The organism is Streptomyces sp. NPDC107575 (assembly GCF_055657265.1).
This window is the reverse complement of the sequence record NZ_JBVKBG010000003.1, coordinates 234,800-252,560: the sequence shown is the minus strand read 5'-3', so window position 1 is coordinate 252,560 and position 17,761 is coordinate 234,800. Positions and strand designations below refer to the sequence as shown.

Sequence of the window (17,761 nt, the reverse complement as noted above, 5' to 3'; positions counted from 1 at the left end):
TTCACGTAAAGGTTGTTGAGTAGTCATGACCGACCAATTCTCTACCCGTCGGTAAGGTCTAGGGTCGAATACATGCGCCGAGCAAAGATCGTCTGCACCCTGGGCCCCGCCACCGACTCGTACGAGCAGATCAAGGCACTCGTCGAAGCCGGAATGGACGTAGCCCGCTTCAACCTCAGCCACGGCACCTACGCCGAACACGAGGAGCGCTACCAGCGCGTGCGAAAGGCCTCCGACGAGACCGGCCGCAGCGTCGGAATCCTCGCCGACCTTCAAGGCCCGAAGATCCGACTCGGCCGATTCAGCGAAGGACCCGTACTACTCGAACGCGGCGACGAGTTCACCATCACCGTCGAAAGCGGCATCCAAGGCGACCGCCAAACCTGCGGCACCACCTACGACGGCCTCGCCGAAGACGTCACCACCGGCGAACGCATCCTCGTCGACGACGGCAAGGTCACCCTCGAAGTCACCGGAGTCGACGGACCCCGCGTCCGCACCCGCGTCATCGAAGGCGGCATGGTCTCCGACCACAAGGGCCTCAACCTCCCCGGCGTCGCCGTCTCCGTCCCCGCCCTCAGCGACAAGGACCAGGAAGACCTCCGCTGGGCCCTGCGCACCGGCGCCGACGTCATCGCGCTCTCCTTCGTCCGCAGCGGCCGCGACATCGAAGACGTCCACCGCATCATGCAAGAAGAAGGCCGCCGGCTCCCCGTCATCGCCAAGGTCGAAAAGCCCCAGGCCGTCGACAACATCGACGACATCGTCGCCGCATTCGACGGCATCATGGTCGCCCGCGGCGACCTCGGCGTCGAAATGCCCCTCGAACAAGTCCCGATCGTCCAAAAGCGCGCCATCAAACTCGCCAAGCGCAACGCCAAGCCCGTCATCGTCGCGACCCAAATGCTCGACTCGATGATCGACAACTCCCGGCCCACCAGGGCGGAGGCGAGCGATGTGGCGAACGCCGTCATCGACGGCACCGACGCCGTCATGCTTTCCGGTGAAACCAGCGTCGGAAAATACGCCATCGAAACGGTCAAGGTCATGGGCCGCATCGTCGAAGCGGCGGAAGAGGACATCCTCGCCAAGGGCCTCCCGCCCCTCACCGAACGCAACAAGCCCCGCACCCAGGGCGGAGCGGTCGCCCGCGCGGCGGCCGAAATGGGCGACTTCCTCGGCGCCAAGTTCCTCGTCGCCTTCACACAGTCCGGCGACACCGTCCGCCGGCTCTCCCGCTACCGCTCGCCGATCCCGCTCCTGGCCTTCACCCCGGAGTCGGCGACGCGCTCGCAGCTCAACCTCACGTGGGGCGTGGAGACGTTCCTGGGGCCGCACGTGGATTCCACCGACGCGATGGTCGCCCAGGTCGACGAACAACTCCTGAAGATCGGCCGCTGCAAGAAGGGCGACGTCGTCGTCATCACGGCGGGCTCCCCTCCCGGGGTGGCGGGCTCCACGAACCTGGTCCGCATCCACCACATCGGCGAGGACGACAGCCCCAAGTAGAGGGTGGCATACAGTATTTGGGGCCGATGTGGACGTCCATCAGGGCCACGTCCTGTTTGCGGGCTACCGAGATGTTGTACGGGTTGCCGTGGCGGGTGCAGTGCGTCCACGTGACGCCGAGCCGGTCGAGGGTGTCGGTGTACAGCTGCCGGATGCAGTCGGACTTGTTGGTGAAGAAGTACCGCGGATACTCGTAGCGCTTCCGCTCACCACCGACGAGCCGGGTCGTCCAGTTCGTGATCCGACACCCGTCGGAGTGGATGAGGCCCCGGAGGAACTCCCACGGGTGGGCGTCGACGATCTGCTGCTGCCAGGGCGCGAGCGTGATCTTCCGATCGTGCTTCTTGCCGGGGCCGTGCTGAGGGAACATGCAGGTCCAGTGTTTGGTGTAGGACTTCACCTCGGTACAGCCGATCTTTTGGTGCCTGCCCACACCTGGGTTCGGCATGACCTTGCGCATGGCCTCCTCGGCGGCGGCGATCAGGCCGACCTGGGTGGCGTTGCAGAAAATGGACAGGTGGTTCTGCTTGGGCTTGGAGACGATGTGGCCGTCTCCGAGGTAGAGGCCGAGCAGGTATGAGTAGGCGACGTGGTCGAAGTTCCGGCCGGTGCACCGAGGGCAGTCCGTCGGTTGCCTGTACACCTCACCGCGGGCGCGCCGGTCTTCGCTGCGCCACCAGCCGACGGTGCCCCTGGGCACGCCCAGGCGCTCAGCGACCTCCCGGTTCGGGACGCCTTGCCGCATGAGTTCGATCGCGCGTTCCCGAAGGGAAGGGCTGTGCTGTTCCATGCGAACACTCTGGGTGAGGAGTCGTCACGCCACGCAGCAGAAAGCGGATGTTCACGAGAACGTGAGCATCCGCTTTCTGGTCTGTGCCGGGTGCGGGATTCGAACCCGCAAGCCCTCTCAGGCAGAGGTGTTTGAGACCTCCGTGTATACCGTTCCACCAACCCGGCTCGGCACTGCGCTGAGTGTACCGGTTCATGAACGCGAGTCGCAGCTAGGTAGGCTTTAGGGCAGCAGCACACCGCCTGCCCGAACAAGGAGCGCCCCCGTGACCGCCCCCGAGACGCCCGAGCCCGTAGACGCAGCCGACGACGACAAGTCGCACGTCCCGCCGCTGACGACCCGCGTCGTCATCGCCGAGGACGAGGCCCTCATCCGCCTCGACCTCAAAGAGATGCTCGAGGAAGAGGGCTACTCCGTCGTGGGCGAGGCCGGCGACGGCGAGCAGGCCGTCGAGCTGGCCCGTGAGCACAAGCCCGATCTGGTGATCCTCGACGTGAAGATGCCGAAGATGGACGGCATCAGCGCGGCGGAGAAGATCGCCGGTGAGTCGATCGCCCCGGTTCTGATGCTGACCGCGTTCTCGCAGCGCGACCTGGTGGAGCGTGCGCGCGATGCCGGTGCGATGGCGTACCTGGTGAAGCCGTTCAGCAAGAGTGACGTCGTGCCGGCGATCGAGATGGCAGTGTCGCGTTTCACGGAGCTGAAGACGCTGGAGAACGAGGTCGCGGACCTGACGCAGCGCCTGGAGACGCGGAAGCTGGTGGACCGGGCGAAGTCGGTGCTTCAGACGGAGTACGGGCTGACGGAGCCGGCGGCGTTCCGTTGGATTCAGAAGACGTCGATGGATCGTCGTCTTTCGATGCAGCAGGTTGCCGAGGCGGTTATTCAGGACGCCGAGGAGAAGAAGGCGTCGAAGGGCTGAGTTCCACCACGCCAGTCAATGTGGCCCGTGTCCCTTGGAGGGGCACGGGCCACATTCACGTAAAGCCATCAGTCCTCGCCGAGGTACGCCTTCCGTACGGATTCGTCGTGGAGCAGGTCTTCTCCGCTGCCCGACAGCACGATGGAGCCGACCTCCATCACGTGTCCCTGGTCGGCGAGTGAGAGTGCCGCCTGGGCGTTCTGTTCGACGAGCAGGATGGTGGTGCCTTGGGCTTTGAGTTCGTTGATGGTCGCCATGATCTTCTGCATCATGATCGGCGACAGGCCCATGGACGGTTCGTCCAGCATCAACAGCTTCGGTTGGGACATCAACGCCCGTCCCATGGCCAGCATTTGCTGCTCGCCGCCTGACAGGGTTCCCGCTGCCTGCTTCCTGCGCTCTCCCAGAATGGGGAACAGCTCGTACGCCCGCTGCATGTCCTTTTCGACGGCTGCCTGGTCGCGGCGGAGGAATGCTCCGAGTTGGAGGTTTTCCGCGATGGTGAGGCGGGGGAAGATGCGGCGGCCTTCGGGGGAGTGGGCGAGGCCCATGGCGACGATCTTGTGGGCGGGGACGGAGGCCAGTGGTTGCCCCGCGAAGCTGATCTTGCCGCCTGAGGGTTTCAGCAGGCCCGACAGTGTGCGCAGGGTTGTCGTCTTGCCGGCGCCGTTGGTGCCGATCAGGGTGACGACTTGGCCCTCTTCCACGCTGAAGGAGATGCCCTTGACGGCTTCGATCTTGCCGTAGGCGACCTTGAGGTCTTCGACCTCGAGCAGTGCGGTCACTGGTCGTTTCCTTCCCCGCCGGCCTGGGCCTCCGCGGCCTGGACTTCTTCGATGGCGGTGTCTTCGGGGGCGCCTTCGAAGGGGGTGCCGAGGTAGGCGGCGATGACGCGTTCGTCGCCCTGGACCACCTCGCTGGTGCCCTCCACCAGTTTTTCGCCTTGGACCAGCACGGCGACGCGGTCGCAGAGGTTGAAGATGAAGCGCATGTCGTGCTCGATGACGAGGACGGCGATGCCCTTGTCGCGGATGGCGATGACCAGTTCTTCGGTGGCGCGGGTTTCTTGCGGGTTCATGCCCGCTGTCGGCTCGTCCAGCAGGAGAAGTCCGGGTTCACTGGCGAGCGCCCTCGCGATTTCCAGCTTCCGCTGTTCTCCGTAGGGGAGGTTGCGGGCGAGGTGGTCGCGCTTGTGGGAGAGGCCGATGAACTCGAGGAGTTCCATGGCGCGTTCTTCGCTGCCGCGTTCGGCCTTGCGGAATCCGGGGCCTCGGAGGAGGGCCGACCAGAGGCCTTCCTTGGTGCGGGTGTGGCGGCCGACGAGGACGTTTTCCAGCACCGTCATGTTGGCGAAGAGGCGGATGTTCTGGAAGGTGCGGGCGACGCCGGCTTTGGTGACGAGGTGGGGTTGGGGCGGGAGGGTGTTGCCCTGGTAGGAGACTTTGCCTTCGGTGGGGACGTAGAGCCCGGTGAGGCAGTTGAAGAAGGTGGTTTTTCCGGCGCCGTTGGGGCCGATGAGGCCGACGATTTCGCCTTGGTCGACGTGGAGGTCGACGTTGCGTACTGCGGTGAGGCCGCCGAAGCGCATGGTGACGCCGCTTGCCTGGAGCACTGTCGTCATGGTGGTCACGCTCCTGCCTTGGTGGGTGCCGTGGTGGCGGTGCCGGGCAGGCTCGTTTGTTCGGGGATGTCGAGTTGGCCGGTGTCGTGGAATTCGAGTTGCTTGCGGCGGTCGGCGACGAGTCCTTCGGGGCGGAAGCGCATGAGGAGGATGAGTGCGATGCCGAAGAGGAGGAGTTGGTAGTCGCCGATGAATTGGAGTTTGGCGGGGATCAAGTACAGGAGGGCCGCGCCGATCAATGGTCCGCTGACCGTTCCCATGCCGCCGAGGATGACGGCCGCGAGCAGGAACGCCGAGTTGGGTGGGGCGTTCTCGACGAATTTGTACTGGTCGGGGGTGACCGAGTACTGGACGTGGGCCTGTACGGAGCCGGCCATGCCTGCCAGTGATGCGCCGAGGGCGAAGGCGAGGAGTTTGAGGCGGAAGGCGTTGATGCCCATGGCGCGGGCGGCTGTTTCGTCTTCGCGGATGGCGACCCAGGCGCGGCCGATGCGGCTGGCGCCGGCGCGGCGGAAGACGGTCACGACGATGATCGTGAAGAAGAGCATCAGCAGGTAGTAGTTGGCGAAGCGGCCGAGGTCGACGCCGAGAACGGTGTGGGTTTCCCCGAGGTCGAATCCGAAGATTTTGAGGTCGGGGATGTTGGGGATGCCGTTGGGGCCGTTGGTGACGTCGGGTCCTGAGTCGCCGTCGAGGTTGTTCATGGTGATGCGGAAGATCTCGCCGAAGCCCAGGGTGACGATGGCGAGGTAGTCGCCGCGCAGCCGCAGGGTGGGGGCGCCGATGGCGACGCCGAAGACGAGTGAGGCGGCGGCGCCGGTCAGTACGGCTGCCCAGAAGGGGAAGTGGACGCCGATGGTGGAGTCGGGGCTGCCGGAGACGAGGGCCGCGGCGTAGGCGCCGACGCCGAGGAAGGCGACGTAGCCGAGGTCGAGGAGTCCTGCGAGGCCGACGACGACGTTGAGGCCGAGGGCGACGGTGGCGAAGACGAGGATGTTGGCGGCGACGTTGGTGTAGGTGTCGTTGGTCTGGGTGAAGGGGAAGGCGGCCGCGGCGACGAAGGCGGCGGTGAGGCTGATGTTGCGGTGTTTGTTGGTGAGGCCGGTGATGCGGCTGAGGAGCCCGGATTTGGAGAGGGCGGCGGCGCCGAAGGCGACGAGGATGAGGTAGCCGATGAAGAGTTCGCCGTATTCGGTGTCGATGCCGTACGTGAAGACGTAGAGGGCGAGGCCGAAGGAGACGGCGATGAGGAGGATTTCGGCCCAGGCGGGGAGTGTGACGGTGCTGGGGCGTGCGGGTGGGGCTTTGAGTGCGGCCCGGAAGCGGGTCCAGGGGTTGGTGGCTTCGGGGTTGGGGACGTCGGCGGGGAGGCCGAGGGCGAACACGGTGGTGAGGAGCGCGGCGATGCCGGCGATCCAGGCTCCGGGTTCGAGGTTGGCGGTGCCGCCGAGTTTCGCGGAGATGGCGCCCATGGTGAAGCCGGTGGTGCCGAGGGTGCCGAGGGCGAAGAGGAGGGTGGGTGCGGTGGTGCCGGCGGGGGTGAGCCATTGGAGGCCGCGGGTGCCGAGTCCGGAGAGGGTGAGGAGCAGGGTGAGGAGTGCGCCGGCGAGGGTGAGGACCTGGAGTCCGCCGGGGTAGCCGGTGACGGTGAGGTCGCCGGGGAATTCGTCGGTCCAGGTCCAGGCGAGGAAGGTGCTGGCGAGGGTGAGGAGGGCGGCTGCGGCGGTGCCGTAGCGGGCGGCCTTCTCGGGGAGGGGGAGGGTGGCGGTCTTCATGGCGTCCGTGGTGGTGGTCGTCGTCATGGTGATCACGCCCTGTCCGCGACGCGTTCGCCGAGTAGGCCTTGGGGGCGCAGGAGGAGGACGAGGATGAGGACGACGAAGGCCCAGACGTCCTTCCAGGCTCCGCCGCCGAGGAGTTCCATGCCGGGGATGTCCTGGATGTAGGCGGTGGCGAGGGCTTCGGCGAGGCCGAGGGCGAGGCCGCCGATCATGGCGCCGTAGATGTTGCCGATGCCGCCGAGTACGGCTGCGGTGAAGGCTTTGAGGCCGGCGATGAAGCCCATTTTGAAGCCGACTTGGCCGTATTTGAGGCCGTAGGCCATGGCTGCGACTGCTGCGAAGGCGCCGCCGATGGCGAAGGCGGTGACGACGATGCGGTCGGTGTTGATGCCCATGAGCTTGGCGGTGTCGGGGTCTTGGGAGGTGGCTTGCATGGCGCGGCCGGTGCGGGTCTTGGCGACGAAGAAGGCGAGGGCGGCCATGCAGATGGGGGCGGCGATGATGAGGAAGATGTCGCCGCGTTGGAGGTTGAAGGCGCCGAGGTCGATGGGGCCGCCTTCGAACTGGGGGAAGGTGCGGTCGGCCTTGGCGTCGGGGTAGAAGGCCCAGATCGCTTGCTGGAGGGCGATGGAGAGGCCGATGGCGGTGATGAGGGGTGCGAGGCGGGGGGCGTTTCTGAGTGGGCGGTAGGCGAAACGTTCCGCGCCGACGGCGATGAGGACGGAGCAGGTGATGCCCATCAGGAGCATGAGGGGCAGGGCGATGGCGAGGGATGTTCCGCCGGGGAGCCAGAGCCACATGGTGAGGGCTCCGAAGCCGCCGATCATGTATATCTCGCCGTGGGCGAAGTTGATGAGCTGGATGATGCCGTAGACCATGGTGTAGCCGACGGCTATGAGGCCGTACAGGGCTCCGAGGATCAGGCCGTTGACCAGCTGTTGCGGCAGATCGTGCACCGCTGGGCCTCCGTGGGTGTGGTGTCAAGTACGGGTGCGCGGGGGGCTGTTGGTGGTCGCCCCCCGCGCTCGGTGCTGTGTTGGCTGAGCTGACTGTGCTGGGGGAGTGGCCGGGGTGCCGGTGCTCCCCGGGTGTTACTGGGCTTCCAGCTCGCCGGTCTTGACCGGGGTGTGCTTGCCGCTCTTGACCTGGTAGACGGTCAGGGTGCGGTTGGTGGTGTCGCCGTACTTGTCGAAGGAGACCTGGCCGGTGACGCCGTTGAAGGAGACCTTCTGGGTGGCTTCGGTGATCTTCTTGCGGGCTTCCTTGGGGTCGCTGGGAAGCTTGCCGTCGTTGTCGGACATGACCTGCTTGACGGCCTGGATGATGACCCAGGCGGCGTCGTAGGAGAGGGCGCCGTAGGTCTCGTAGGGCTCCTTGTAGCCGCCGGCCTTGTAGTCGGCGATGAACTTCTTGGCGGTGTCCAGCTTCTCGGGCGGGGCGCCGACGGAGGTGGCGAAGTCGCCTTCGGCGTTCTTGCCGGCGAGCTTGACGTAGTCGAGGCTCTGCAGGGCGTCGCCGCCGACGACGGGGATCTTGGCTCCGGCGTCCTTGATCTGCTTGGAGAGGGGGGCGCCGGCCGGGTATTCGCCGCCGTAGTAGACGAAGTCGGCCTTGGAGTTCTTGATCTTGGTGGCGATCGCGCCGAAGTCGCGGTCGTCGGGGTTGATGTGGTCGGTGGCGAGGACCTTGCCGCCGAGCTTGGTGAATTCCTGGCGGAAGGTGCGGGCGAGGCCCGCTCCGTAGGTCTTCTTGTCGTCGACGGAGTAGACGGTCTTCAGCTTCAGGGTGTTGTACGCGTATTGGGCGGCGTAGGGGCCCTGGAGCGCGTCGGTGGTGGCGGTGCGGAAGTACGTGTCGAACTGGCGGGACTTCGCGGTCGCGTACTTGGCGCCCTGGGTGAGTTCGGGGGCGGTGTTCGCGGGCGAGACCTGGACGAGGTTCGCGGAGGCGAAGGTCTTCTGCATCGACTGGGCGACGCTGGAGTTCAGGGGGCCGACGACGCCGAGGACGTCGTCCTGGCCGACGAGTTTGGTGGCGTTCTGTCCGCCGGTGGAGGGGTTGGCGACGTCGTCGAGGGGCTGGGTCTTGAAGGTGACGCCGTTGACTTCGTTGTTCTTGTTGGCGATCTTCGCGGCCAGGTCGACGGAGTTCTTGATGCCGATGCCGATGGCCGAGAGGTCGCCGCTGAGCGGGGCGTCGACGCCGATGACCACGGTGGTCTTCTTGCCGCCTCCGGACTTGTTGTCGTCGTCGCGCGATCCGCAGGCGGTGAGTGTGAGTGCTCCGGTGGTGAGCACGGAAGTGAGTATGAGCAAAGAACGGTGTCGCACGATCATTCCTCTCCCTGGCGCGGTCCCCTGGTCCAGGGGCCGTGTGTCTCGCCGGGCCGTACGGAGTGGTACAGGGGCCGTGCAAGTGGAGCGCCCGGCGGCGCGGTGACTGGCCGTGACTATAAGCGCAGGTGGCGGGGTGGAGCGTGGGTGCGGAAGAGGCTGTGACGTTCTTGTTATGCCGGGGTGTGCCGCTCGGGTGGGGCGGACCAAGATCACCTCAAGTCCCGTAGTGGAACGGGGTGTTCTCAAGATCGATTCGCTCGGACACGCCCCGTGTGCGTCGGCAGGGCTACGCGGTGCGACGTTCGCATTGCTTCGTTGCGGCAGAGGTAACCGAGTGTTACCGCTGTGTGAGTTCGGCGCGGGGTTCTTCGCAGCGGGCGCGCAGCAGGGTGAGCAGGTCGTGCGGGTAGCGGTCGACGAAGATGAAGCTGTGCAGTTCCCTGGCGCGCCGGTTGGTGAGTGTGAGGTCCAGGTAGGTCATGTCGAGGGCGCGGGGCAGGGCGGCGCAGTCGTGTACGTCGATCCGTACGGTGAAGGCGCGGCGGGAGCCCGGGGCGGCCTCGATGGGCGGGCGTGGTGTGGTGGTGAGGGTCAAGCGGGGGTCGCCCGCCCGTATGTGACTGATCGTCACGGTTCCTCCGTGGTCGACGCGCACGGTGAATCGGAAGGTGTCGCCGCGTGTTCCTTCGTACTTCAGGTGGGTGACCTGGGCGGGCCAGGGGTCGGGTGGCGCCGGGGTGGGTGGTTCGGGGCGGGGCAGCAGGAGGGTGCCCGTGACGGCGGCCGCGGCGACGATTCCGGCGAGGAGGAGGCGGCGTGTGCGTGGGGGCAGCGCGGTCCAACGTTCGTACGGGCGTGGGGAGTCGGCGCCGACGACGTCGGTGGGGTGCGGCGTGAGGGGGTGGCTGTCGGCCGCCGGTTCGTGCGGCTCGACGGGCCCGATGCCGGTCATGCTCGACGGTAGGGCGGAGGGCGGCGCTCCGCCAATGCCGGTGCGTGATGCGGGGGTTGGCTGCCGGTGGCGGGAGTTGGTGAGGCCCTCTGGTCGGGCGGAGCGTGGCGCGGTGGAATACCTGACGTCACCTCCCGTCCCGTGAGTGAACTCCCGAAGCGCCCTTGGAGGCACGATGGCGAGATCCACCGGCAAGAGACGTATCGGTACGACCGTGGTGTGCGCGCTGCTGGCGACGCTGGCCGCCCCGTCCGCGTACGCGGCGCACCCCGAAGGCGGTCGCGCGGAGTTGAAGGTCGCCGACCGTGAGACGCAGCCCGTCTTCTCGCGTGCGGACGCGGTGCTGCAGAAGGTCGACGTGCAGACGGCGGTCGACAGTGACGGTGACGGGAAGCGCGACACGGTGCGCATGCGGATCCTGCGGCCCAAGGAGACGGACACGGCGGGCCTGAAGGTCGCCACGATCGTCGAGGCCAGTCCGTACTGGGCGGGTGGCAACGATGTCCCGAACCATGTCGTCGACCTGGACGAGGACGGGCTTCCGGAGTCCGGCGGAAAGTTCCAACAGGAGCCGGGGAAGGCCGGGTTGGCGGGTCCTGCCGTGGCGTACGGCGGGTACTACGACAACTACTTCCTGCCGCGCGGCTATGCCGTGGCCGAGGTCGACAGTCTCGGTACGGGCGGCTCCACCGGCTGTCCGACCTCGGGCGGCCGCAATGAGATGCTCGGTGCGAAGGCGGCGATCGACTGGCTGAACGGCCGGGCCAAGGGCTGGGACACCGACGGCGAACCGGTCCGTGCCGACTGGTCGACCGGTGATTCCGCGATGATGGGCATCTCCTACAACGGCACGCTGCCGACTGCTGTGGCCAGTACGGGAGTTGCGGGTCTGAAGGCGATCGTGCCGATCTCCGGGATCTCCTCCTGGTACGACTACTACCGCGCGAACGGCGGTGTCGTGGCGCCCGGCACGTTCCAGGGCGAGGACACCGATGTGCTCGCCCGGTACGTGTACTCGCGGGCCGACCGGGAGATCTGCAAGCCGGTGCTCGACGCGCTGGAGCGTGATCAGGACCGGGTGACCGGTGACTGGTCGCCGTACTGGCAGGAGCGCGACTATCTGAAGGACGCGGGCCGGATCAAGGCGGCGACGTTCGTCGTGCACGGCCTCAACGACTGGAACGTGAAGACGAAGAACGCCGGTCAGCTGTGGGAGGCGCTGAAGAAGAACCATGTGCCGCGCAAGCTGTGGCTGCACCAGGCCGGGCACGCCAATCCGATGCCGCTGCGCATGGAGGAGTGGCTGAGCCAGGTCCACCACTGGTTCGACCACTATCTGTACGGCATCGACAACGGCGTGACGAAGGAGCCTCAAGTTGACGTCGAACAGGCCGACTTCAGCTGGAAGCGGCAGAGCGACTGGCCGGCGGCCGGTACGCGTTCGACGACGCTGCGGATGCGCGCCGACGGGGCGCTGGGGAGCAAGGCGGGCCCGAAGCGCGTGCAGTCGCTGACCGACGCGGGCCGCACCGTCGCCGCGGAGAAGCTCGTCACGTCACCGGACGACGCGAACCCGAACCGGCTCGCGTACACGACGGGCACGCTCGCCAAGGACGTCCGGCTCAACGGTGTGCCCGAGGTCGATGTGCGGGCCTCGCTGGCGGGGACGTCGCCGTACGTGACGGCGCTGCTCGTCGACTACGGGCGGGACGCCCGGGCGACATCGGGCACGGTCACCGACACCTCGCAGCAGGTCTGCTACGGCCAGGGCGTGCCGGGGCTCGCCGGTGAGACGGGCTGCGCGTACCGCACGAAGCACCGCACGGAGACCGCCGACTTCAAGATCGTGACGCGGGGCTGGCTGGATGCCCGCAACCGGACGTCGTACGAGCGGCAGTCCAAGGTCGTCGAGGGCCGCGAGTACCGGCTGAAGTGGGACATGCAGCCCGAGGACTACGTCTTCAAGGCGGGGCACCGGCTCGGCGTCGTCCTGATCTCCACCGATTACGACTACACGCTGCGCTACCCGGCGGGCACGAAAATGACCGTGCGCGCCGGGGACAGCTCGGTGACGCTGCCGGTGGCGCCTACGCCGTAGGAGCGTTCGGCGCTTCCTTGAGCATGCAGGTCAGGCGGGCCGAGCAGACCCGCCTGTCCTGCTCGTCGGTGATCACGATCTCGTACGTCGCCGTGGAGCGGCCGCGGTGCAGCGGGGTCGCGACGCCGGTGACGAGGCCGGAGCGGGCGCCGCGGTGGTGCGTGCAGTTCAGGTCGACGCCGACGGCGATCTTGCCGCTGCCGCCGTGCAGCATCGCGCCGACGGAGCCGAGGGTCTCGGCGAGGACGGCGGAGGCGCCGCCGTGCAGCAGCCCGTAGGGCTGGGTGTTGCCCTCGACGGGCATGGTGCCGACGACGCGCTCCGCCGAGGCCTCCTTGACGTCGATGCCCATGCGCGTGCCGAGGTGGCCTGCGGAGAACAGGGCGACGAGGTCGATGCCGAGTGCGGCGTACTCGTCGATGACCTCTTGCGGGAACTGCGTGTGGTTCTGCTCGCCCATGGCGCCCGGCTCCGTTCGTCGTGCTGTGCTCGAGTCGTCTGCGTGACGTGAGTCGTCTACGTGGCTGAGCAAACGCTCAGTCGGTCCTGGATTGTTCCAGGCGGACCACGACGGACTTGCTGGCGGGTGTGTTGCTGGTGTCCGCGGTGGCGTCCAGCGGCACCAGCACGTTCGTCTCCGGGTAGTAGGCGGCCGCGCAGCCGCGGGCCGTCGGGTAGTGCACGACGCGGAAGCCGGGCGCGCGCCGCTCGACGCCGTCCTCCCACTCGCTCACGAGGTCCACGTAGGAGCCCTCGGCGAGGTCGAGGTCCTTGGCGTCGTCGGCGTTGACGAGGACGACCCGGCGGCCGTTCCTGATCCCGCGGTAGCGGTCGTCCAGGCCGTAGATCGTGGTGTTGTACTGGTCGTGCGAGCGCAGCGTCTGGAGCAGCAGGCGGCCCTCGGGCACGCGCGGGTACTCGACGGGCGCGGCCGTGAAGTTGGCCTTGCCGGTGGTGGTGGGGAAGCGGCGCTCGTCGCGCGGGGCGTGCGGGAGCGCGAAACCGGACGGGTCGGCGACCTTCTCGTTGAAGTCCTCGAAACCGGGCACTACGCGCGCGATGCGGTCGCGGATCGTCGCGTAGTCCTTCTCGAACTCCTCCCAGGGCGTGAGGGATTCGGGGCCGAGGACGCGGCGGGCGAGGCGGGCGACGATGGCCGGCTCGGACAGCAGGTGCCGGCTCGCCGGGTCGAGGCGGCCGCGCGAGGCGTGCACCATGCCCATGGAGTCCTCGACGGTCACGAACTGCTCGCCGCCGCCCTGGAGGTCGCGCTCGGTGCGGCCGAGGGTCGGCAGGATCAGCGCGCGGGCGCCCGTGACGGTGTGCGAGCGGTTCAGCTTCGTGGAGACGTGCACGGTGAGGCGGGCGCGGCGCATGGCCGACTCGGTGACCTCCGTGTCGGGGGAGGCCGAGACGAAGTTGCCGCCCATGGCGAAGAAGACCTTCGCCTGCCCGTCGCGCAGGGCCCGGATGGCGCGTACGACGTCGAAGCCGTGCTCGCGCGGCGGGGCGAAGCCGAACTCCTTCTCCAGGGCGTCGAGGAACGCGGGGGCGGGGCGCTCGAAGATGCCCATGGTGCGGTCGCCCTGCACGTTCGAGTGGCCGCGCACCGGGCACACGCCCGCGCCCGGGCGGCCGATGTTGCCGCGCAGCAGCAGGAAGTTGACCACTTCGCGGATCGTCGGCACGGAGTGCTTGTGCTGCGTGAGGCCCATGGCCCAGCACACGACGGTGCGCTTGGAGGCGAGGACCAGCTCCAGGGCGCGCTCGATGTCGGCGCGGGACAGGCCGGTCGCCGCGAGCGTCTCGTCCCAGTCGGCGTCCCGGGCGGCCTTCGCGAACTCCTCGTAACCGTGCGTGTGCTCGGCGATGAAGGCGTCGTCGGTGGCGCCCTCCGTACCGAGGATCAGCTTGTTGAGGAGGCGGAAGAGGGCCTGGTCGCCGCCGAGGCGGATCTGCAGGAACAGATCGTTGAGCGCGGCGCCCTTGGTGAGGCCCTTCGGGGTCTGCGGGTTCTTGAACTTCTCCAGGCCCGCCTCCGGCAGCGGGTTGATGGAGATGATCTTCGCGCCGCCCGCCTTCGCCTTCTCCAGGGCGGACAGCATGCGCGGGTGGTTCGTGCCCGGGTTCTGCCCGGCGACGATGATCAGGTCCGACTTGTAGAGGTCCTCCAGGAGGACGCTGCCCTTGCCGATCCCGATGGTCTCGGTCAGGGCCGAGCCGGACGACTCGTGGCACATGTTCGAACAGTCCGGCAGGTTGTTGGTGCCGAACTCGCGGGCGAACAACTGGTAGAGGAACGCCGCCTCGTTGCTGGTGCGCCCCGACGTGTAGAAGACGGCCTCGTCGGGGGAGGAGAGGGCTTCGAGGTCCTCCGCGATCAGGTCGAAGGCGCGCTCCCACGTGACGGGCTCGTAGTGCGAGGCGCCCTCGGCCAGAAACATGGGGTGGGTGAGGCGGCCCTGCTGGCCCAGCCAGTACCCGGAGCGCGTGGCGAGGTCGGTGACCGGGTGCGCGGCGAAGAACTCCGGCGTCACCCGGCGCAGGGTGGCCTCCTCGGCGACCGCCTTCGCCCCGTTCTCACAGAACTCCGCCGCGTGCCGGTGCTCCGGCTCCGGCCAGGCGCAGCCGGGGCAGTCGAAGCCGTCCTTCTGGTTGACGCGAAGCAGCGTCAGAGCGGTCCGCTTCACGCCCATCTGCTCGCGGGCCATCTTGAGGGAGTGCTTCACGGCGGGGAGCCCGGCGGCATGGTGCTGCGGCGCCGCGACCTGCGGCGCGTCCTGTACCGGGTCGGATGCGGGCGGCTTGCTTGCCATCGTTCGGCTCCCCTTTGAGCGGTCCTGCGGTCCTGCGGTGCTGCTGCGCGTCCTGCCGAGCAGCGCTGTGAGCTACGTCTCCGATCTTCGCACGGGGGTCCGACAACGCCCGCTCCGGTGGGAGGTGGGCCGCGCTGTCAGTGGGGCGTGGCAGGATCGTGGGCGTGGCAGAGAAAGCAGCAGCGAAGACGACGCAGAAGACGGTGGATCCGGTGGCGAAGGCGGCAGACGGCAGCTCGGGCGGGCGTCCCCGCCTGATGCTCATGGACGGGCACTCGCTGGCGTACCGGGCGTTCTTCGCACTGCCCGCGGAGAACTTCACGACGGCGACGGGCCAGCCGACGAACGCGATCTACGGGTTCGCGTCGATGCTGGCGAACACGCTGCGCGACGAGGAGCCGACGCACTTCGCGGTGGCGTTCGACGTGTCGCGCAAGACGTGGCGCTCCGAGGAGTTCACCGAGTACAAGGCGAACCGGTCGAAGACCCCGGACGAGTTCAAGGGCCAGGTCGAGCTGATCGGCGAGCTCCTCGACGCGATGCACACGCCGCGCTTCGCGGTCGACGGCTTCGAGGCCGACGACGTGATCGCCACGCTCGCCACGCAGGCCGAGGCGGCGGGCTTCGAGGTCCTCATCGTCACCGGCGACCGCGACTCGTTCCAGCTCGTCTCCGAGAACGTGACGGTGCTGTACCCCACCAAGGGCGTCTCCGAGCTGACGCGGTTCACACCTCAGAAGGTCGAGGAGAAGTACGGGCTCACCCCGGCCCAGTACCCCGACTTCGCGGCGCTGCGCGGCGACCCCTCGGACAACCTGCCGGGCATCCCCGGGGTCGGTGAGAAGACGGCCGCGAAGTGGATCAACCAGTTCGGTTCGTTCGCGGAGCTGGTCGAGCGCGCCGAGGAGGTCAAGGGCAAGGCGGGGCAGAACTTCCGGGACCACATCGAGGCCGTGAAGCTGAACCGGCGGCTGACCGAGATGGTGCGCGACGTCGAGCTGCCGAAGACCGTCGCCGACCTGGGGCGTGAGGCGTACGACCGGACAGCGATCGCGATGATCCTGGACACGCTGGAGATCCGTAACCCGTCGCTGCGCGAGCGCCTGTTCGCCGTCGACCCGGGCGCCGAGGAGGCCGAGGAGACCCCGGCCGAGCCGGGCGTCGAGCTCGACGGGACGGTGCTTGCCACGGGCGAGCTCGCGCCGTGGCTGGCCGAGCACGGCAAGGCGGTCCTCGGCATGGCGACCGTCGACACCTGGACACTGGGCACCGGCTCGGTCACCGAGATCGCGCTGGCCGCCGCCGGGGGAGAGGCCGCCTGGTTCGACCCGTCGACGCTCGACGAGGCCGACGAGAAGGCGTTCGCCGCCTGGCTCGCCGACGCGAAGAAGCCGAAGGTGCTGCACAACGCCAAGAGCGTGATGCGGGTCTTCGCCGAGCACGGCTGGAGCGTCGAGGGCATCACCATGGACACGGCGCTCGCCGCGTACCTGGTCAAGCCCGGCCGCCGCTCCTTCGCGCTCGACGCGCTGTCCCTCGAGTACCTGGGCCGCGAGCTCGCCCCGGCCGGCGCGGCCGACGGCCAGCTCGCCTTCGGTACCGACGAGGACGACCAGGCCGAGGCCGACGCGCTCATGGTGCAGGCCCGCGCGATCCTCGACCTCGGCGAGGCCTTCGGCGAGCGCCTCAAGGAGGTCGGCGCGGCCGATCTGCTCACCGACATCGAGCTGCCCACGTCCACGCTCCTCGCGCGCCTGGAGCGGCACGGCATCGCCGCCGACCGCGCCCACCTGGAGTCGATGGAGCAGATGTTCGCGGGCGCCGTGCAGCAGGCGGTGAAGGAGGCGCACGACGCGGTGGGGCACGAGTTCAACCTCGGCTCCCCGAAGCAGCTCCAGGCCGTCTTCTTCGAGGAACTCGACCTCCCGAAGACGAAGAAGACCAAGACCGGTTACACCACCGACGCCGACGCGCTCGCCTGGCTGGCCACGCAGACCGACCACGAACTCCCCGTGATCATGCTGCGCCACCGTGAGCAGGCCAAGCTCCGCGTCACCGTCGAGGGCCTGATCAAGACGATCGCGGCGGACGGCCGCATCCACACCACGTTCAACCAGACGGTGGCGGCGACAGGCCGACTGTCGTCCACGGACCCGAACCTGCAGAACATTCCGGTGCGCACGGACGAGGGCCGTGCCATCCGGCGCGGGTTCGTGGTGGGCGAGGGCTACGAGTCGCTGATGACGGCCGACTACAGCCAGATCGAACTGCGCGTGATGGCGCACCTGTCGGAGGACGAGGGCCTCCTGGAGGCGTTCAACTCCGGCGAGGACCTGCACACCACCGTGGCCTCCCAGGTCTTCGGCGTGGAGCGGGACGCGGTCGACGCGGAGATGCGCCGCAAGATCAAGGCGATGTCGTACGGGCTCGCGTACGGCCTCTCCGCCTTCGGCCTCTCCGGCCAGCTGGGCATCGACCCGGGCGAGGCGCGCGGCCTGATGGACACGTACTTCGAGCGGTTCGGCGGCGTACGGGACTACCTGCGGCGGGCCGTCGACGAGGCGCGCGCCACGGGGTACACGGAGACGATGCTGGGGCGCCGCCGGTACCTGCCGGACCTGAACTCGGACAACCGGCAGCGCCGCGAGATGGCCGAGCGGATGGCGCTCAACGCGCCGATCCAGGGCACGGCGGCCGACATCGTGAAGATCGCGATGCTGAACGTCGACAAGGCGCTCACCGAGGCGAAGCTCAAGTCCCGGATGCTGCTCCAGGTGCACGACGAAGTCGTGCTGGAGATCGCGCCGGGGGAGGCCGCGGCGGCGGAGGAGCTGGTGCGGCGGGAGATGGCCGGGGCGGTTGCGCTTCGCGCTCCGCTGGATGTGTCGGTGGGGCTTGGCGCGGACTGGGAGTCCGCGGCCCACTAGGGGCTGGTC

Annotated in this window: 13 protein-coding genes and 1 tRNA gene; 4 read left to right on the top strand and 10 right to left on the bottom strand. The window is 68.1% G+C overall.

The annotated features are described in order from the left end of the window. Positions 1-72 precede the first annotated feature (72 nt). On the top strand, positions 73-1,509 hold the full coding sequence (gene pyk / locus ACZ7L4_RS14395) for a pyruvate kinase (protein WP_472102410.1): 1,437 nt from the start codon (positions 73-75) through the stop codon (positions 1,507-1,509). Here the strand turns inward: pyk and ACZ7L4_RS14390 are convergent. Continuing rightward, on the bottom strand, positions 1,424-2,299 hold the full coding sequence (locus ACZ7L4_RS14390; protein WP_472102408.1) for a transposase: 876 nt from the start codon (positions 2,297-2,299) through the stop codon (positions 1,424-1,426). The two genes, pyk and ACZ7L4_RS14390, sit on opposite strands and share 86 nt — an antisense overlap. Before the next feature lie 84 nt (positions 2,300-2,383). After that, positions 2,384-2,466: transfer RNA gene (locus tag ACZ7L4_RS14385), tRNA-Leu, on the bottom strand. Between the two features lie 98 nt (positions 2,467-2,564). Between ACZ7L4_RS14385 and ACZ7L4_RS14380 the strand changes: the two genes are divergently transcribed. After that, positions 2,565-3,221, top strand: coding sequence for an ANTAR domain-containing response regulator (locus tag ACZ7L4_RS14380; RefSeq protein WP_450815324.1), 657 nt, complete (start codon positions 2,565-2,567; stop codon positions 3,219-3,221). Between the two features lie 68 nt (positions 3,222-3,289). Here the strand turns inward: ACZ7L4_RS14380 and ACZ7L4_RS14375 are convergent, their stop codons facing one another. The 6 genes from ACZ7L4_RS14375 to ACZ7L4_RS14350 all read right to left on the bottom strand — a co-directional run bounded on the left by ACZ7L4_RS14375 (position 3,290) and on the right by ACZ7L4_RS14350 (position 9,911). Next, positions 3,290-4,006 carry an ABC transporter ATP-binding protein gene (locus ACZ7L4_RS14375; protein ID WP_472102407.1) on the bottom strand — a complete coding sequence of 239 codons (717 nt, stop codon included), beginning with the start codon at positions 4,004-4,006 and terminating at the stop codon, positions 3,290-3,292. After that, the gene (locus tag ACZ7L4_RS14370; RefSeq protein ID WP_472104002.1) at positions 4,003-4,842 is read right to left on the bottom strand and encodes an ABC transporter ATP-binding protein; all 840 of its coding nucleotides are present in this window, start codon (positions 4,840-4,842) and stop codon (positions 4,003-4,005) included. The genes ACZ7L4_RS14375 and ACZ7L4_RS14370 overlap by 4 nt, the downstream gene beginning before the upstream one ends. Positions 4,843-4,847: 5 nt before the next feature. Then, positions 4,848-6,644: a branched-chain amino acid ABC transporter permease gene (locus ACZ7L4_RS14365; RefSeq protein WP_472102405.1), complete on the bottom strand. Its 1,797-nt coding sequence runs from the start codon at positions 6,642-6,644 to the stop codon at positions 4,848-4,850. Positions 6,645-6,649: 5 nt separating this feature from the next. Further along, a complete protein-coding gene (locus ACZ7L4_RS14360) occupies positions 6,650-7,579 on the bottom strand; it encodes a branched-chain amino acid ABC transporter permease (RefSeq protein ID WP_472102403.1) in 930 nt (309 codons plus the stop codon). A gap of 135 nt (positions 7,580-7,714) precedes the next feature. Further along, positions 7,715-8,953 carry a branched-chain amino acid ABC transporter substrate-binding protein gene (locus tag ACZ7L4_RS14355; protein ID WP_472102401.1) on the bottom strand — a complete coding sequence of 413 codons (1,239 nt, stop codon included), beginning with the start codon at positions 8,951-8,953 and terminating at the stop codon, positions 7,715-7,717. Between the two features lie 343 nt (positions 8,954-9,296). Beyond that, positions 9,297-9,911, bottom strand: a complete 615-nt coding sequence (locus ACZ7L4_RS14350; protein WP_472102399.1) for a hypothetical protein — start codon at positions 9,909-9,911, stop codon at positions 9,297-9,299. Positions 9,912-10,086: 175 nt separating this feature from the next. On the opposite strand from ACZ7L4_RS14350, the gene ACZ7L4_RS14345 reads away from it, so the two are divergent. After that, positions 10,087-12,009: a Xaa-Pro dipeptidyl-peptidase gene (locus ACZ7L4_RS14345; RefSeq protein WP_472102397.1), complete on the top strand. Its 1,923-nt coding sequence runs from the start codon at positions 10,087-10,089 to the stop codon at positions 12,007-12,009. Here the strand turns inward: ACZ7L4_RS14345 and ACZ7L4_RS14340 are convergent. Next, the gene (locus ACZ7L4_RS14340; RefSeq protein ID WP_422477911.1) at positions 11,999-12,469 is read right to left on the bottom strand and encodes a hotdog fold thioesterase; all 471 of its coding nucleotides are present in this window, start codon (positions 12,467-12,469) and stop codon (positions 11,999-12,001) included. The genes ACZ7L4_RS14345 and ACZ7L4_RS14340 overlap by 11 nt on opposite strands. Before the next feature lie 76 nt (positions 12,470-12,545). Beyond that, positions 12,546-14,825 (bottom strand): FdhF/YdeP family oxidoreductase, encoded by a 2,280-nt coding sequence (locus ACZ7L4_RS14335; RefSeq protein WP_472102395.1) that lies wholly within the window; start codon positions 14,823-14,825, stop codon positions 12,546-12,548. A gap of 257 nt (positions 14,826-15,082) precedes the next feature. On the opposite strand from ACZ7L4_RS14335, the gene polA reads away from it, so the two are divergent. Then, entirely contained in the window at positions 15,083-17,752 is a 2,670-nt protein-coding gene (gene polA, locus ACZ7L4_RS14330; protein WP_472104000.1) for a DNA polymerase I, read from the top strand. Positions 17,753-17,761 lie beyond the last annotated feature (9 nt).

Coding starts and splice junctions, on each gene's coding strand:
- pyk (WP_472102410.1), top strand. CDS start 73: ATGCGCCGAGCAAAGATCGTCTGCACCCTGGGCCCCGCCACCGACTCG.
- ACZ7L4_RS14390 (WP_472102408.1), bottom strand. CDS start 2,299: ATGGAACAGCACAGCCCTTCCCTTCGGGAACGCGCGATCGAACTCATG.
- ACZ7L4_RS14370 (WP_472104002.1), bottom strand. CDS start 4,842: ATGACGACAGTGCTCCAGGCAAGCGGCGTCACCATGCGCTTCGGCGGC.
- ACZ7L4_RS14365 (WP_472102405.1), bottom strand. CDS start 6,644: ATGACGACGACCACCACCACGGACGCCATGAAGACCGCCACCCTCCCC.
- ACZ7L4_RS14350 (WP_472102399.1), bottom strand. CDS start 9,911: ATGACCGGCATCGGGCCCGTCGAGCCGCACGAACCGGCGGCCGACAGC.
- ACZ7L4_RS14345 (WP_472102397.1), top strand. CDS start 10,087: ATGGCGAGATCCACCGGCAAGAGACGTATCGGTACGACCGTGGTGTGC.
- ACZ7L4_RS14340 (WP_422477911.1), bottom strand. CDS start 12,469: ATGGGCGAGCAGAACCACACGCAGTTCCCGCAAGAGGTCATCGACGAG.
- ACZ7L4_RS14335 (WP_472102395.1), bottom strand. CDS start 14,825: ATGGCAAGCAAGCCGCCCGCATCCGACCCGGTACAGGACGCGCCGCAG.
- polA (WP_472104000.1), top strand. CDS start 15,083: ATGCTCATGGACGGGCACTCGCTGGCGTACCGGGCGTTCTTCGCACTG.